Raw genomic sequence first — 16,597 nt, 5'->3', positions numbered from 1 at the left:
TTTTAATTAAAGTTTAACACCCGCGTCGGACGGCTGACTCCAAACCAATGCACTTGCCCCCAGGATGGCGGCATCGGCTTCGTTGAGCGAGCTGCAGATGAGCTTTACTTTATCGCGGAAGACAGGAAAAAGGTTTCGCTCCATGTGGAATTTGGTGGGCGTGAGTAAAAAGTCGCCCGCCTGAATCACGCCGCCAAACAGTAGAATGGCTTCCGGTGAAGAAAACATTACGAAATTCGCCAATGCTTCGCCCAGCTTCTGCCCGGTATAGCGGAACACTTCGATGGCGGTCGGGTCGCCCTGCAGCGCACAGTCATGGACCACACGCGCACTGATCTGCTCTTCCGGATAGTTATTCAGCAGCGAATGCGGAAATTCAGCCCTCATTTTCCGGGCGGTAATGGCAATTCCGGTCGCGGAGGCGTACGCTTCCAGAGAACCTTCCGAGCCGGTACTCCAGTGCTTCCGGCCGCCGGATTTCACGATGGTATGGCCCAATTCACCAGCAAAACCATCGTGACCATAAATGAGTTCACCATTGGAAATAATGCCGCTTCCGACACCCGTGCCCAGGGTAATCATAATAAAATCCTTCATCCCGCGTGCTGCGCCAAACATCATTTCCCCCAGCGCCGCCGCGTTGGCATCATTGGTCATTTTGCACGGAATCCCGAACTTTGCGGTAATCATTTTTGCAAAAGGTACAATTCCGGTCCACGGCAGGTTGGCGGCGTGTTCTATGGTGCCGGTATAATAATTCGCATTGGGCGCCCCGATTCCAATACCGATGAGCAGTTCAAAACCACCGTTTTCTTCAATCACCGGAGCAACTTCCGCATGGAGTGCCGCTACAAATCCTTCGGGCGCGGCATGCCCTGCGGTACTAAGATTCCCTTTGGCCAGGATTTCACCGCGGCGGTTGACCAGGCCATATTTTGTATTGGTACCGCCAATATCAACGCCCAGAGTAAATTGATGGGAAGTATCTGTGAACGACATGCAGGAAGTTTTTATGGTTTAAAAGTAGTTAAAATAAAACTTTAGCATGGACAACCGTTGGTTTTCTGAGCGAAAAGGCAACTGTAATTATAATTGCAAAATTTCATCTGCGGCTGAATCCAATATATTATCGTGTGTACTAATAAAAAACAATTTGTTTTTGTCTAAAATTTCGTCTTTTAATAAGGTTATCGATTCAGTGTCTAGAGAAGCAAAAGGCTCGTCCCAAAAAATATACTTAGGGTTATGAAACAGCGTTCTGGCCAACTCAGCTTTCTTTTTCATACCGAGCGAATATTCACTGTAATAAACGCTTTCAGGTAAAGTAAACAGAGCACTATAGAATTGTATCTGTTTCTCAATTACAGAAGAATTAATTTTTAAAAGATTTCCAACAAAACTGAGGTTATCTCTGAAGTTTAAATTGCTGAGCAATATTGGCTGATCCAGCAGGAACGCTGCATTTCCGTGAAAGTTGACATCTGTATATTCAACCGAACCACAATCGGGTCTAATAAATTGCGCAATGAGTTTAATCAATGTTGATTTGCCTGCACCATTTCGGCCCTTCAGCAAAATAATGCCTTTCTCCGGAATATCTAAGTCCGGGAATTTTAGCAGCGTCTTATCTCCAAACTTTTTCTGAAGATTACGTATCCTAATAAGCATGAAAAATACTTTTAATTAAATTAAAGAGAAAACCCGGTAAAAGACAGGCGATTATATATTCAACCGGTATAAAACTCTTAAAAATAAACAGCAGTATGAATGTGAGAAGTGAATTATAAACAGACAACCAGATCACCGATTTGTGGTAAAGCCTGCACAAGTTGATGACTTCACTGAAATCTTTAAAAAGTTTAAACTGCTGCACAAAAATATAAAAAAAGATAACCGCGATCATGGACTGCTGATAGCGTTGATCAATAATGAAAAGGAAAAGCAACAGAAGCGGCGGAACCCACAGCAGCTTTTTATAAAATAGTTTCAAAAAAGTGAGAACCCTTTTCATAGCAGTTTCTTACAGTACAGAAGCATTACAAGAGATGAGGTAATTATTCCGGCCAGTACGCCGAAGAATGTATATAATGAAACAAACTTTATATTTTCTGTAGAGGTTATTAATAGAAAACCAAAAAGCCAAATGATAATTGCCACCAGAGATGAATTTGTTTTAAAACTGGACTGGATAAGCAAAAGCAGGATTTCTACAGAATTAAGGAGAAACACACTGCACGCAGTCAGGATAAGTGTTATGAATAGTTGCAGAAAAAGATGTTCAGAGAAATAATAAGGGAGAACAACAATCATTGGAAATAGAGAACAGAGAAGTGCCCGAAAACCATATCCTTTAAAAAAGAGCATCTTCTGTAAAAATAATATTCTTGAGTTTGATGAAGGGAAAGATAATCGCGCAGTTGTGACCAAACTATTATAGCTGTTGCTGCTTCCCGGCAAAATAAATTTGCAGAAGAGATAAGATAATGTGAAAACGGCAGGATATAATATAAAATTTAACATTAGAAACTGCTGTCCTGCAAAATGAAATTCAATATTCTTTTGACTTGCAATCCCCACCGTTAGGGTGTTAATTAACAGGAAGTAGATAAAACTAAAAATATATAGATGAATATAAAACCTGTTTGAAAATTTCTTTAGAGCGAAATCCCAGGCAGGAGATATTCGGGAAGCCGCACCTTCATTAATCACCGATTTTATAATGAGAAGAATTACTTTAAAATGCACGGGAAGTCGTAAATAAAATCACAAGATATAAAAATCAGAAAGAATTGATAACCTGGGGAGTGATACATTTTAAAAAATTAAAACTTCCCCGGCTCTCACCAAAGAAGTTTTTATAAGACGCAGATTAAATAACGTTTGCTGCTATCTCGTATATCTCATCTTTTTACAGTAAACCCAAAACCATACAAAGGATAAAAATGCCATCGCACTATCAGTTAAAGGTCTTCAATAGTCTTTCAAAAAGTTGAATTAAAAAGTTAACGATGGTTATTAAACTAAATGTAATCGTATTTTCCTGGAAAATATCATCTTCCCTTTACTTTTCTTGGCGGAATATTAAGCTTATAAAACATAAAGCCAAAGATCACGGCACTAATCGTAAGCAGCACCTTTGCAGTTTGTTCTTCTTTAATAAAAAAGAGAGTAATAGAAATGATTAGGGCCACCAGCGAAAATTTATTTTTTAACACCATGTAATGTGATTAAGAGAATTGGTAAAGAAATCGATACGCACCTGAAAAACCTTCGTAAATTTATTAAATAATAAACAAACGTATTAAGCCATTATTATGCTTTGGAAACTAAAATTTTTTTCTTGAAACAATAGGCTAATAAAATAAGCATTGACCCTGCAAACAAGCTTGCTATCACTTTCAAGTTAAAACCTGAGATTACCAATCGGTAGTACGCGACAGCGAATGATGCTATTCCCAATAACGTTATGAAATAAATTGGCGCTGTTTTCTTCATTTATAAAATTTAAGTGAGTAAAAAGAAAATGTCTGATTCAAAAATAGTAAACTTTTACTTTTGCCGCAAAATGTACTTGCATAATGATATCTGCCGAGAAAAATTAAACTGCTAAAGACATCCACCTTGAATTCTGTGTCTTAATGTCTTTGCAAAAAAAACTTCCCAGGCTCACACCAGGGAAGTTTTCAAATAATTTAAGATACTTCTTACGCCGGAATATCTCCTTTATACAAGAAGGATACAATTTCCTTGTTGATTTTTTCTACCATTTCGGTAAACAGATAGAAGGATTCCTGCTTGTAAATCACCAGCGGATCTTTCTGCTCATATACCGCACCCTGGGAAGAACGACGCAGATCATCCATCTCGCGCAGGTGAAGTTTCCAGTTCTCATCGATGATGGCCAGCGAAATGTTTTTCTCAAAGTCATTCACCAGCGATTCACACTGGGTTTCGTAGGCTTTCTCCAGGTCGGTGACAATGGTCATCGTTTTAATACCGTCGGTGAACGGAACCTGAATCATTTTAAACATGCTGCCCTGGTTTTGGTATACATTCTCGATAATCGGGAAGGCTTTTTCTTTCAGCAGCTGCAGTTTGTTTTTATAATCCTCGGAAGCCGCGTCGAACAGCATCTGCGTAAGTTCCGGCACTTGCTTGTTGCGGAATACTTCTTCGGAGAAAGGAACTTCCATGGTGAAGTTTTTAATCACTTCAAACTCGAATTCCTTGAAATCACTATTCACTTTACCCTGCGCGACCAATGCCTGAGATACATCGAAAATCATGTTCATGATATCATATTTCAGGTGATCACCAAACAAGGCATTTTTACGGCGCTTATAAATCACATCGCGCTGCTTGTTCATCACGTCATCATACTCCAGCAAACGCTTACGGATCCCGAAGTTGTTTTCCTCCACTTTTTTCTGCGCTCTTTCAATCGACTTGGAAATCATGGAATGCTGAATCACTTCACCTTCCTTATGGCCCATTTTGTCCATCATTTTTGCAATTCTTTCGGAACCGAACAAACGCATTAGGTTGTCTTCCAGGGAAACATAGAACTGGGAACTTCCCGGATCACCCTGACGGCCGGCACGTCCTCTTAACTGACGGTCCACACGTCGCGAATCGTGACGTTCGGTACCAATGATGGCCAAACCGCCGTTTTTCTTTACATCGCCCTGCAACTTAATGTCGGTACCACGTCCTGCCATGTTGGTGGCAATGGTTACCACGCCGGGCCCACCGGCCATCGCTACAATTTCGGCTTCACGGGCGTGCAGTTTCGCGTTCAGTACGTTGTGCTGAATCTTGCGCAGTTGCAGCGCGCGGGACAGCAACTGGGAGATTTCTACCGAAGTAGTACCCACCAGTACCGGCCGGCCGGCTGCCGTTAATCTTTCGATTTCCTCGATAACGGCGTTGTATTTTTCACGGTTGGTTTTATATACCAAATCCTGCTTATCATGTCTTTGAATCGGGCGGTTGGTCGGGATCACCACTACGTCCAGTTTGTAGATTTCCCAGAGTTCGCCTGCTTCCGTTTCTGCCGTACCGGTCATCCCTGCCAGCTTATTGTACATACGGAAGTAGTTCTGCAGGGTAATGGTGGCAAACGTTTGGGTCGCTGCCTCAATTTTCACATTTTCTTTGGCTTCAATCGCCTGGTGTAAACCGTCGGAATAGCGTCGGCCTTCCATAATACGACCGGTCTGCTCATCCACGATTTTCACTTCGCCGTCGATGACTACGTATTCATCATCCTTTTCGAATAAGGTATAGGCTTTCAATAGCTGGTTCAGCGTGTGAATGCGCTCAGATTTCACGGCAAAGTCACTGAAAAGTTTTTCCTTCGCTTCGAATTCTTCTTCTTTGCTCAGGTTTTTCGCTTCCAGTTCCGCGATTTCGGTCCCAATGTCCTGCAGTACGAAGAAGTCTTTATCTTCATTACCGGCCGACATATATTCTACGCCTTTATCGGTCAGGTCAATCTGGTTATTTTTTTCATCAATAACGAAGTACAGGTCTTTGTCCACGATCGGCATGTCGCGGTTGTTGTCCTGCATGTACTGGCCTTCTACTTTTTGCAGCAAGGCTTTGTGTCCGCTCTCGGAAAGGAATTTAATCAGCTGGCGGTTTTTCGGAAGTCCGCGGTAGGCCTGCAGTAATTTAAATCCACCTTCCTTGGTATTGCCGTTGTTGATGAGCTTTTTAGCTTCGTTGAAAATCGCCGAAACTGTTTTCTTCTGAATATCAACGATGCGGTCCACAGATGGTTTCAGCACATCATATTCCTGACGGTCGCCCTGTGGCACCGGCCCGGAAATAATCAGCGGCGTACGGGCATCATCTACCAGTACAGAATCCACCTCATCCACAATCGCAAAGTTCAGTTCGCCCTGAACCAGTTCAGAAGGAGAGGTCACCATGTTATCTCTCAGGTAGTCAAACCCGAATTCGTTATTGGTTCCATAAGTAATGCTGGATTGATAGGCACGGCGGCGCGCATCGGAGTTCGGCTGGTGCAGATCAATACAGTCAATGGTCATCCCGTGGAACTGGTACAGTGGGCCCATCCAGGCCGAGTCACGCTTCGCCAGGTAGTCGTTCACCGTAACCACGTGCACACCGCGGCCCGGCAGTGCATTCAGGTAAATCGGCAAAGTTCCCACCAGGGTTTTACCTTCACCGGTCGCCATTTCCGCAATTTTTCCGCTGTGCAGTACCACACCACCGATGAACTGTACATCGTAATGTACCATATCCCATTTGATTGGGGTACCGGCAGCGTCCCATTCGTTTTTCCAGAAAGCTTTGTCGCCTTCAATGACCACGAAATCTTTGGTCGCAGCCAAACGGTGATCGTGTTCCGTTGCGGTCACGCGTAGGCCTCCGTTCTGGGCCAGGCGGCGGGCGGTTTCTTTTACCAGCGCAAAGGCTTCGGGCAGGATATCCGCCAGCACCTTTTCCTCGATGGCATACGAATCTTTTTTCAGCTGTTCAATACGGTTGAACAGGGTTTCTTTTTCATCAACATTTACCGAGTTCTTGATTTGTTCCTGTGTCTGCTCGATTTGCGCAGTAATTTCTGCGGTGGCAGTTTTAATTTTCTCCTGAAATTCAGTTGTCTTGTTCCGCAGTCCGTCGTCTGTAAGTTCCTGTACGGCCGGTTCTGCTGCTTTTATTTTTTGTACAACCTTTTTTACTTCCTTCAGGTCAGTGGCATTTTTATCGCCCAGAAAACCTTTCAGAACTTTATCTATAAAACCCATATTGATTACTTTCGGCTGCTGCGGTTTTGCTCCGGCAGCCATTTATATATTTTAGAAACTTTAAAAATTATTCTTAAAGTGCAAAAAGCCAGTAGTCACATGACCTACCGACTTTTATAAATTATTAATATTCATCTTCATTCCACAGGAAGTCCTCATCAGTAGGATAGTCACTCCACACTTCTTCGATAGACTCGTAGATTTCGCCTTCATCTTCGATCGCCTGCAGGTTCTCTACCACCTCCATCGGAGCTCCGGTGCGGATGGCATAATCAATCAGCTCTGCTTTTGTCATCGGCCAGGGAGCATCGCTCAGATAAGACGCAAGTTCTAATGTCCAATACATATTATTTATTTTTTTGCAAAAGTATAAAAATCGGCGACATAAAAAATCTTTTTCTCACTGATTTTCAACAAACTTAGATTATCGTTTTGGAAAAATTCAGATTCCTTTTCTCAAAAACCATTCCACAAACTTTTTTATGCCATTTTGGAAATTTGTGGCCGGTTGGTAGCCAATGAGTGTCTTCGCTTTTCGGATGTCGGCACTGGTTTTCTGCACATCGCCGGGCTGCATCGGTAAGGTTTTTTTCAGCGCAGGAACAGCCATTGTATTTTCCAGTGTTTCTACCATTTGGTGCAGCGGTATTACTTCACTTTCACCCAGGTTTATGATTTCATAAACACCCTCATTTTGCTCCAGATACTTGAGCGCGCCCAAAACGCCGGAAATAATGTCATCTATATACGTATAATCCCGCGCCGTGGTGCCATCGCCATAATAAGGAATCATCTCCTCGCGCTGCATCAGGCCGGCAAATTTATGAATCGCCAAATCTGGCCGCTGGCGGGGTCCGTACACGGTGAAAAACCGCAGATGAATCATGTCAATTTTATACAGATGAAAATACACATGCCCCAGAAGTTCCGTACAGCGCTTGGTTGCGGCGTAAGGTGAGATTGGTGCGTCCACCGGATCTGTCTCCGCAAAGGGCACTTTTTCATTATTTCCGTACACGCTGGAACTGGAGGCGCACAGGAATTTATTGATTTTATGTTTCTTCGCGAGTTCCCATAAATTCATCGTTCCGCGAATATTCACTTCTTCGTATTCCAGCGGCCGCTCAATTGAAGGACGGACTCCCGCTAAAGCCGCTAAATGAATAATAGCATCAATTGAATACTGTGAAAAGATGTTTTCCAAGCCTTCTACATCGCGGATATCCTGGTAAAATAAACGATAATTGTCCGACGAAGTTTCTGCTATAAGCTGCTGAATATCCTGGTTTTTATTGGTAAATACAAACCCGGATTTTCTGCCGGTTGATTCCAGCGTATTGTGCACCTTAATCCGGTAGTCATAAAAATCATCAAAATTGTCAATGTTAATGACAGAATGTCCGTTCTGTATTAATTGCTGAACCAGATGCGAGCCGATAAAGCCGCTGCCACCGGTAATAAGGTAGGTCATTTTTTATGTTTTCGCCGTAAATTTAATTAAATCTAAATGATTAATTTTACCCAAATATCTCCCTATGAAATTTACCGGCACTTTGCAGAAAATGATTACCCAGAACGGTCAGCCGATCGAGTATTTTCTGAACTTGTCGCAGCATCTGCTCAGCATGAATCAGCTGCTGGGCAAAACGCTGAAACTGCAGCACGTTGGCTACGAGTGTATGAACTGCGGCAGTGAGGAAAAGATTTTCAGGATGGGATTTTGCAAAAGGTGTTTTTATGAAAGTCCGTACGCCTCCGGTGCTATTATCCGGCCGGAACTTTCTACCGCGCATCTCGGGATTGAAGATCGCGATCTGGCCGTGGAAGAAGCCATGCAGCTGCAGCCGCATATTGTTTACCTCGCCTACACCGGTGATGTGAAAGTGGGGGTGACCCGCGAGAGTCAGGTGCCGACCCGCTGGATTGACCAGGGCGCTACTTTCGCGCTGCCGATTGCCAGAACGGACAACCGCTATGAAGCCGGCATGATTGAGGTGGCGATGAAAGAACACTTGCCCGATAAAACCAACTGGCGTAAAATGCTGGAAGATGATTTTGAGGATGACCTGGACCTGGCTGATTTCCGCGAAAAAATTCAGGCACATTTCCCGGATGATTTTAAAAATTTCTATGCCGCTGATGATCAGATGGTGCGGCTGGACTACCCTTATGAAGCACCCGAAAAAATAAAGTCTTTTACCCTGGACAAAAAACCTGAATATGAAGGCGTGCTGCGCGGCATCAAAGGGCAATATCTCTCTTTCGAAGGTGGCGAAGTGATGAACGTGCGCGGACACGAAGGCTACAGAGTTACCCTGGAAGTTTAAAATAGTTCTTAATACGCTGGCAGGCCGCCGATTGGCATGTAATTATCTATCTCACACGAATGAAAAAAAGAATACCCCGTTTTGTGCTGTGGGCACTTGCCGGCCTGCTGCTGTTGCTGCTGGTGGCAAATCTGGGCATTAATTTCTGGCTGAAGAAAAAACTTCCCGGTTATATAAAAGGAAACACGGAGTATATCGTCTCATATAAAACGCTGGAAGTGGACCTGCTCACCGGCAACATTCACAGTACCGGTCTTTCCGTGAACAGCCAGCATCCCGGGGATAAAAATACCATTGGGTTGCAGGGAACCATTGATACGCTTTCGGTTTCGCGACTCGGTATTTATGATTATCTGGTGCACAAGAGCGTTTCCAGCACACAACTTAACATGATCCGGCCGCTGTTAAATGTAACCCTTGCCAAACCCGTGGATGACCGTACCGGTAAAAAACGGAACCCGGTTACTTTCAGAAATATCAATATTAAGGACGGCGACATTCGCATATATCAACATACCGGACGGAAATTTTTCAGCGTTCGCCAGCTCGATCTGGAGGTGAATAATCTGAAAATGACCGAAGAATCTGTTGAGCAAAAGCTCCCGTTCGTCTTTGATAACTACAAGATCCGGGGAAATCACTTTTTCTTTCGGCCTGACCCGATTTATGCAATTACAGCGTGCGAAATACGTACCGAAGAACAAAATATGAAGGTGAAAGACTTTGCGCTTATTCCTTTATTAAATTATAGCCAACTGCAGCAGTATTACCCGAAGAAACGCAACCTGATGAAACTGGAAGTGCCCGATATGCGTTTTAAAAACCTGTCTTTAAAAAGAAACCAACTTGCACTGCATGGCGTGGAAATGAACCAGCCGGTGCTGACGATGACAACGTCCCAGGGAAATAATAAAAATAAAAAGAAAAGTTTCCGCTATGACGTGCTGCTGGATAATGTGCAGCTGAACAATGCGCGCATCCAAATTCTGAATCCTTCGGGAAATCAGATCTTCGCCGCCCAAAAACTGAATATGGGCATTGATAAGCTGAAAATGAATGATGAAACAGCGCGCGGTAATATTCCTTTTAATTACGACAGTTTCCGGATTCGCGGTAAACGGTTGCACTATTTCACTGGCAGGGAGAAAATTCAGGTGGCTGATATTTTCCTCAATCCGGAGAAGGCAGATTTACGTTCCATTAATGTAACCTCAGCGGCCCCTTCTTCCTCAGAAATTAGTCTGCAGGTACCGCGGTTGCGGCTGAATGTGGATCATTGGGAGTTTGTGAATGATAAATTGAAAATGGAGGTTCGCGATATACTGGTGACCAACCCAAAAGGAAAATGGCTTACCGCGGCACCGCAGAAAAAAGCAAATCCTGATTTCAGCTTTTTGCAACTGCCGATGCGCATCCGTAATGTGGAACTACAGGACGCAGATCTGACGGTAGGGAATAAAGAAAAACCAATCGTGGTGCAGGGTGCCAACGCGGAGCTGCATCATGTGGAAATGAATAATCAGACGGTGAAGGATTCCTGGCCTTTCCGTACGCGCAATTATGAGTTTTCTGCCAAAGGCTTTTTGTATACCATTCCTTTTTATACCTTATCTGCTACGAATATAAAAGCAGATAAAAATAAAGCCGAGCTTCGCAATTTTTCCATGAAACCTACTGTTTCGCGGGCTCAGTTTATCCGCCAGATTCCCACCGAGCGCGATTTGTATGATTTAAAAGCTCAGCACGTGCAGGCAAGCGGAACCTGGGACTTGGTTTCGGGCAAGAAATTTCTTGAGCTTGATCGGTTATTATTAAATGGAGTAGATGCTAATATATTCCGCAGTAAGATTCCGGCGGATGACCTTAAGGAAAAGCCACTGTATTCCGCGCTGCTAAGATCCATCAGGTTTCCTGTTTTTGTGAAAACGCTAAAACTGCAGAATTCGCGGTTAGTGTATGAAGAGGACACCAAAAAAAGTGATGGACCGGGTAAACTTATTTTCAGCAATTTTGAACTGCTGGGCCATAATATAAACTCCAGGATTGCTGGTCGGCCTACCCAAATTCCGCTCGACATCCGTTGCCGTTTTATGGACGTGTCGCCGATGCAGGTACGCTGGACACTGGACACGGCGAGTCCCCAGGATGCTTTCAGTATTGCCGGGAACATAACAGGTCTGCCGGCGCAGCAGATTAATACCTTCATTGAACCTTATTTAAAAATACGCGCAACCGGACGGATTAATGATCTGAGTTTCGATTTCAAAGGCAATCGTGCTGGCCTGGACGGTGTGCTCAGGATGAAGCATGAAAACTTAAAAGTAGAAGTCCTGAAAAAAGATGGCGATAAAAATGAAGTCTTATCCGCCGTGGCCAATATATTTGTGCGAAGCGATTCCGAGAAGTTTCCGGCTTCGGTACCGGTGAAAGATGTGGAGCGCGATAAAACCAAATCTTTTTTCAACCTTTTCTGGAAAGGAATAGAACAGGGATTAAAGAAAACCCTGCTCGGCAGCGGGCCTGCAAAAGTAACCGACAACCTCACCAAAAAAGATACAACTTCCGCGGTCGCGCCTTCCAAACTAACGGACAGCGCTGAAGCGCGTGCTGCCCAGCTGGAGCAGCCTGCTGAAAAAGACAGCACCAAAAAGAAAAAGAAAAACTGGTTCCAGCGTTTATTCCAGAAAAAATCCGGAAAGTAAAACTTTCCGGATCGGGGAGCGGTGCTCCGGGTATCAATTATTTCTAATCAAAGGTTGTCTTCGTCATATTCAGCGCGCTCGTGGATAGGCACCTGGCGCAGGAAATTATCGAATTCTTCGCCGCTGTAATTACTGTTGGCGCCGTAGGAATCCAGCAAAGTGGCCAGTTGTCCTTCTTTATCTTCAATTAAATAAAGCACGGCATTGTCATCGGGATTGCTTTCTCCTTCAAAGCGGTAGGACTTCACGATGCAAAGATCCTGTGGCTGATAGGTCTTTTCACTATCACCCAAAATCATCTGGTTTTGATCATTCATGCAGATTTCCTTCGTGATGCCTTTTTTATACAGGCTGTTCAATACTTGCGACAATGTCTTTAGCTCGTGTTGTTCCATGATTTTATATTTAAAAGGCAAGCAACAAAAAAAGTACCATGAACCGCGGATCGCTGAAGGGAAGGAATAAAAGAACAGAATCGTAGTTGGTAAAAAGGGCCTGAAGGTATAAAAAGAAAGCGCCGCTGACCAAAGGTCAGCGGCGCTTCTAATCTAAAAGTACCTCGGACGGGACTTGAACCCGTACGTCCTTGCGGACACAGGATTTTAAGTCCTGCGTGTCTACCAGTTCCACCACCAAGGCAAGCACTTAGAGCGAAAAACGGGACTCGAACCCGCGACCCCGACCTTGGCAAGGTCGTGCTCTACCAGCTGAGCTATTTTCGCGTAATATTAATCCTGAACTCAGAATTAACAGGTAAGATTAGGTGCGGATGAAGGGACTCGAACCCCCACGCCTCACGGCACCAGATCCTAAGTCTGGCGTGGCTACCAATTACACCACATCCGCTGATAAAGAACGCTATTCTTCGTTTTTGATGAGTGCAAATATAAAGACTTTTTTTATTGCAAACCAAATCTTTTTTTCAACAAATTTTAATTTTTGCAAAATAGATTGCCCGCTTTCTTTTTCTGCACAATTTTATTACTTTTACACCATAACGAATTATATCATGGAATTACAAGGAACAGTAAAGAAAATAACAGACATTCAGACGTTTGCGAGCGGTTTTCAGAAGCGCGAAATGATCCTGATGACCGAAGAACAATACCCGCAGCCGATCAGCATTGAATTTTTGCAGGACAAAACAGATTTGCTGAATCAGGTAAATGAAGGTGATAAAGTGAAGGTGTCTATCAACATCCGCGGCCGCGAGTGGACTTCTCCGCAGAATGAAGTGAAGTACTTCAACTCCATCGTGGGCTGGCGTATTGAAAATATGGCTGCTACTTTTAATGAGCCTACCCAGGCGGCACCTTCCCAAAACCAACCGGCACAGGGCGGGAATGTTTTCGAAGAAGATGAAGATGACCTTCCTTTCTAATCTTCTGGTGTACATTATATAAACCATACCTATATCCTGCTGTACCGGCGGGATTTTTTCTTCCCGATGATTCTGTTAAATCCCGCTGAAATTTCTTTTCCGGATCCCGCGCAATACGACCCGGAGCAAGGTCTGATCGCTTTGGGCGGCGATCTTTCGCCGGAACGGCTGCTGTTTGCCTATGAAACCGGGATCTTCCCGTGGTACAATCCTGGTGAGCCAATATTGTGGTGGTGCCCCGATCCGCGTTTCGTGCTCTATCCGGAAAAAATCAAAGTTTCCAAATCGATGCGCAAAGTTCTGCGTGACGGGCAATTTACTTTTACGGAGAATACGTGTTTTCGCGAAGTGATGGAGTCCTGCCAGCAGGTCGATCGAAAGGAGCAGGACGGTACCTGGATATCCGGTGAACTGATTGATTCCTTTGAAACTTTACACCGTCATGGTTTGGCCAAAAGCATCGAAGTCTGGAAAGATGGTGCACTGGCTGGCGGTTTTTATGGCCTTCAGATCGGCCGTGTTTTCTGCGGGGAAAGTATGTTCTCGCGTGTGAGCAATGCCTCCAAAGCGGGTTTTATACACTTTGTACAGACGCACGCCGCTGAAATTGATTTGGTGGATTGTCAGATTTACTCCGCTCATCTGGAAAGTCTCGGCGCGGAAATGATTCCAAAGCGGACGTACCTTGATATACTTAACCAACAAATTACATGAACGCAGAAAGAGAAAAATGGGTGCTGCTGATTGCGCTGTCCGTCATCTGGGGTTCTTCCTTTATTCTGATTAAGAAATCGCTCCTTTATTTTAATCCCTATCAGGTGGGCGCCTTGCGTGTACTCATTGCAGGACTGCTGTTGCTGCCGGTGGCGGTTTCACAGTTCAGGCGTTTTCCTAAAAAGCAGCTGCGCTGGCTTATTCTGGCAGCCTTCACCGGAAATTTTATTCCGATGTTTTTGTTCCCAATTGCGGAAGAGCGTGTAAGCAGCAGTATTGCGGGCATCATGAATTCCATGATGCCTATCTTCGTGATTATTGTCGGATCCCTGTTCTGGAAATTTGCCACGACCCGGCGGCAGGTGCTGGGTGTCGCGATCAGCTTTACTGGCGCGTGTCTGTTGATGCTTTCGGGAGGCGACAGCGGAACGCTGGAAATTGTTCCCATCCTGTTGTTGTTGCTTGCTACGTTGTGTTATGCGATTTCCACCACAACAGTGAAGTCTAAGTTACACAGCATCCCCGCAAAAGTACTTTCTGCTTTTGTCTTTTCTTTCGTCCTGCTGATTCCCTCCATGCTGGCGCTGGTGCTTTCCGGCTTCTTTTCTTCCGAAATGCCGGCCGGTGACCTGTGGGCCGGTCTTGGGTTTGTAAGCTTGCTGTCAGTCTTCGGAACGGGGCTGGCAATGATGCTCAATTACCGGCTGCTCAGTGTGTCCACGCCGTTATTTGCGTCTACGGTTACTTTATTAATGCCGGTCGTAGCGGTGCTGTGGGGAATTTTAGATGGTGACCGACTGACCGTCATGCAAGGTGCGGGTGGCACAATTATTCTGGCCGGGCTTATTTTTCTGCGGTCCGGGAAAAAGTAGTCTTAAAGATATTTTAGAAAAGGAGAGCTTTTTGTTCAAAGCCTATCTGCTCCGTTGTTCATTGGAAGGTTGTGCAACCATGGACGGCAATAGAAAAATAAAATCGAAGCGCTTTAAAATAAAAAAAACCACCGCACCCGAAAGTGCAGCGATTTAAATAAATCTAATAAAAAGTAAAAATGAAAGGCTACAAAGATATATAAATTATATCATACCAACCAAAACATTTTTTAGTGACAAGAGTTCTTTTGCCTTCACTGTCTTTTTTATTTTGCTAAATTTGGCTGATGTTTATCCGAGAATATATTTCCAAAGACTATCCGGCGTTCAGTCCGGCCGATTCTATTGAGTATGCCAATGAGGTTGCCAAGGAATTCGGGTACTCACATGTTTTTATAACGGAAGATGAAGTGTATCTCGGTGCGCTGAGCCAGTCTTTTCTGGAAGAAAGCCCGGAAGGATTGCTCTCCAGCCTGGAAATGCACTATGAGAAATTTGCCCTGTCCGAAGATCTGGCGCTACTGGAAGCGGTGAAGCTTTTCCATATCTTCAGCAGTAATGTGATCCCGGTGCTGAACGGTGAGGAGAAATATCTGGGCTATCTTTCCTGCGATGATCTCTTTGCGGAGTTTGCGCGCTATCCGCTTTTTTCGGAAACCGGTGCCATGCTGGTGGTGCAGATTCATGAAAAAAATTACACCATGACGGAGGTCTGCAAAATTGTGGAATCCAACAACTCTAAAATATACGGCTGCTACATCAGTGATTTTGTCGGGGAAGACGTGCAGATTACACTTAAAATCAGCAGCAATAATCTGAGCTCAATCGATGAAACTTTTGAGCGCTATGGTTACACCGTTGTGTATAAATATTATAATGACGAAAAAGAAGATCTGCTGAAAGACCGGTTTGGCTTCTTTCAGAAGTTTCTGGAATTTTAATGATGATGAAAGCAGCGATTTATTCACAAAAGAAAGATCTGGATACATTTCTGTATCTGAGCAAAGTGGTTTCTGAGCTGCAGAAGCGTGGAGTAGAAGCCTTGCTGTATCGCCAGATGGCGCAGGACATGCAGTTTTCCCGGGACTTCCGGACTTTCGGCACGCGTGAGGAACTGCGGGATTTTGGCGTGGATTACTTTTTTACTTTCGGCGGCGACGGAACCATTGTGAATTCGCTTTTATATGTGCAGGACCTCGGTATTCCGGTGGTCGGCGTGAACACGGGGCGGCTCGGGTTTCTGGCAAGCTTTACCAAAGAAGAGGTTTTTCAGGAGTTGGATGCGATTCTTAAAAATGAAATGAAAATCAGTGAGCGGTCCGTCATCGAAACGGTCTTGCCGGACGGTTCTTCTTTTTTTCCTTATGCCTTAAACGACCTGACGATTTCCCGAAAGGAAACTACCGCCATGATCACCGTGGAATCATACATCAACGGCGAATTCCTGAACACCTTCTGGGGCGATGGCCTGATCATCTCCACACCCACCGGCTCCACGGCGTATTCACTGAGCTGCGGCGGACCGATTATTACACCGGATAACGCCAATTTTGTGATCACGCCGATTGCACCGCATAACCTGAACGTGCGCCCGCTGATCGTGAACGACGATGTGGAAATCAGGCTCACCGTGCGCAGCCGCGTGCCGCAGTATTCACTTTCCCTGGACTCACGCCTCTTCCACATGGAAACCGACCAGGAAATCACCCTGCGCAAAGCTCCGTTCCGCATCCGGCTGATTCATCCGCGGAAACTGAGTTTCTATGAAACCATTCGCCAGAAACTGCTTTGGGGCAATGATAAGCGTAACTAAGATTACCATAAA

Annotated in this window: 13 protein-coding genes and 3 tRNA genes; 7 read left to right on the top strand and 9 right to left on the bottom strand. The window is 44.6% G+C overall.

Annotated features, from left to right (window positions below; all coding sequences use genetic code 11):
* Window positions 1-6: 6 nt before the first annotated feature.
* From MVI27_RS03540 to MVI27_RS03520, 5 genes are all read right to left on the bottom strand, one after another.
* Window positions 7-999: an ROK family protein gene (locus tag MVI27_RS03540; RefSeq protein ID WP_246959316.1), complete on the bottom strand. Its 993-nt coding sequence runs from the start codon at window positions 997-999 to the stop codon at window positions 7-9.
* 87 nt (window positions 1,000-1,086) lie between these two features.
* A complete protein-coding gene (locus tag MVI27_RS03535) occupies window positions 1,087-1,668 on the bottom strand; it encodes an ATP-binding cassette domain-containing protein (RefSeq protein ID WP_246959315.1) in 582 nt (193 codons plus the stop codon).
* 2,036 nt (window positions 1,669-3,704) lie between these two features.
* Window positions 3,705-6,776, bottom strand: a complete 3,072-nt coding sequence (gene secA, locus MVI27_RS03530) for a preprotein translocase subunit SecA (RefSeq protein ID WP_246959788.1) — start codon at window positions 6,774-6,776, stop codon at window positions 3,705-3,707.
* A 124-nt stretch (window positions 6,777-6,900) separates the two neighbouring features.
* Window positions 6,901-7,122: a DUF2795 domain-containing protein gene (locus tag MVI27_RS03525; protein ID WP_002662059.1), complete on the bottom strand. Its 222-nt coding sequence runs from the start codon at window positions 7,120-7,122 to the stop codon at window positions 6,901-6,903.
* 96 nt (window positions 7,123-7,218) lie between these two features.
* Complete coding sequence (locus MVI27_RS03520) at window positions 7,219-8,247, bottom strand: GDP-mannose 4,6-dehydratase (protein ID WP_246959314.1); 1,029 nt, start codon at window positions 8,245-8,247, stop codon at window positions 7,219-7,221.
* A 64-nt stretch (window positions 8,248-8,311) separates the two neighbouring features.
* On the opposite strand from MVI27_RS03520, the gene MVI27_RS03515 reads away from it, so the two are divergent.
* On the top strand, window positions 8,312-9,103 hold the full coding sequence (locus tag MVI27_RS03515; protein ID WP_246959313.1) for a DUF2797 domain-containing protein: 792 nt from the start codon (window positions 8,312-8,314) through the stop codon (window positions 9,101-9,103).
* A 59-nt stretch (window positions 9,104-9,162) separates the two neighbouring features.
* Complete coding sequence (locus tag MVI27_RS03510; RefSeq protein ID WP_246959312.1) at window positions 9,163-11,805, top strand: AsmA family protein; 2,643 nt, start codon at window positions 9,163-9,165, stop codon at window positions 11,803-11,805.
* Window positions 11,806-11,852: 47 nt separating this feature from the next.
* On the opposite strand, the gene MVI27_RS03505 is transcribed toward MVI27_RS03510, so the two are convergent.
* The 4 genes from MVI27_RS03505 to MVI27_RS03490 form a co-directional block, all read right to left on the bottom strand.
* Window positions 11,853-12,200, bottom strand: coding sequence for a hypothetical protein (locus MVI27_RS03505; RefSeq protein WP_246959311.1), 348 nt, complete (start codon window positions 12,198-12,200; stop codon window positions 11,853-11,855).
* A gap of 160 nt (window positions 12,201-12,360) precedes the next feature.
* Window positions 12,361-12,444, bottom strand: a tRNA-Leu gene (locus MVI27_RS03500).
* A 10-nt stretch (window positions 12,445-12,454) separates the two neighbouring features.
* Window positions 12,455-12,527, bottom strand: a tRNA-Gly gene (locus MVI27_RS03495).
* 42 nt (window positions 12,528-12,569) lie between these two features.
* Window positions 12,570-12,651: transfer RNA gene (locus tag MVI27_RS03490), tRNA-Leu, on the bottom strand.
* 163 nt (window positions 12,652-12,814) lie between these two features.
* Between MVI27_RS03490 and MVI27_RS03485 the strand changes: the two genes are divergently transcribed.
* From MVI27_RS03485 to MVI27_RS03465, 5 genes are all read left to right on the top strand, one after another.
* Complete coding sequence (locus MVI27_RS03485) at window positions 12,815-13,186, top strand: DUF3127 domain-containing protein (RefSeq protein WP_246959310.1); 372 nt, start codon at window positions 12,815-12,817, stop codon at window positions 13,184-13,186.
* Between the two features lie 66 nt (window positions 13,187-13,252).
* Window positions 13,253-13,900 (top strand): leucyl/phenylalanyl-tRNA--protein transferase, encoded by a 648-nt coding sequence (gene aat / locus MVI27_RS03480; protein WP_246959309.1) that lies wholly within the window; start codon window positions 13,253-13,255, stop codon window positions 13,898-13,900.
* Complete coding sequence (locus MVI27_RS03475; protein WP_246959308.1) at window positions 13,897-14,772, top strand: DMT family transporter; 876 nt, start codon at window positions 13,897-13,899, stop codon at window positions 14,770-14,772. Before aat ends, MVI27_RS03475 begins: the two co-directional genes overlap by 4 nt.
* Window positions 14,773-15,059: 287 nt before the next feature.
* On the top strand, window positions 15,060-15,713 hold the full coding sequence (locus MVI27_RS03470; RefSeq protein ID WP_246959307.1) for a CBS domain-containing protein: 654 nt from the start codon (window positions 15,060-15,062) through the stop codon (window positions 15,711-15,713).
* Between the two features lie 5 nt (window positions 15,714-15,718).
* Window positions 15,719-16,585, top strand: a complete 867-nt coding sequence (locus tag MVI27_RS03465; RefSeq protein WP_246959786.1) for an NAD kinase — start codon at window positions 15,719-15,721, stop codon at window positions 16,583-16,585.
* Window positions 16,586-16,597 lie beyond the last annotated feature (12 nt).

It is taken from the genome of Chryseobacterium salipaludis, assembly GCF_022968825.1.
Lineage (GTDB): Bacteria > Bacteroidota > Bacteroidia > Flavobacteriales > Weeksellaceae > Kaistella > Kaistella salipaludis.
This window is presented reverse-complemented; position numbering and strand designations above follow the sequence as displayed.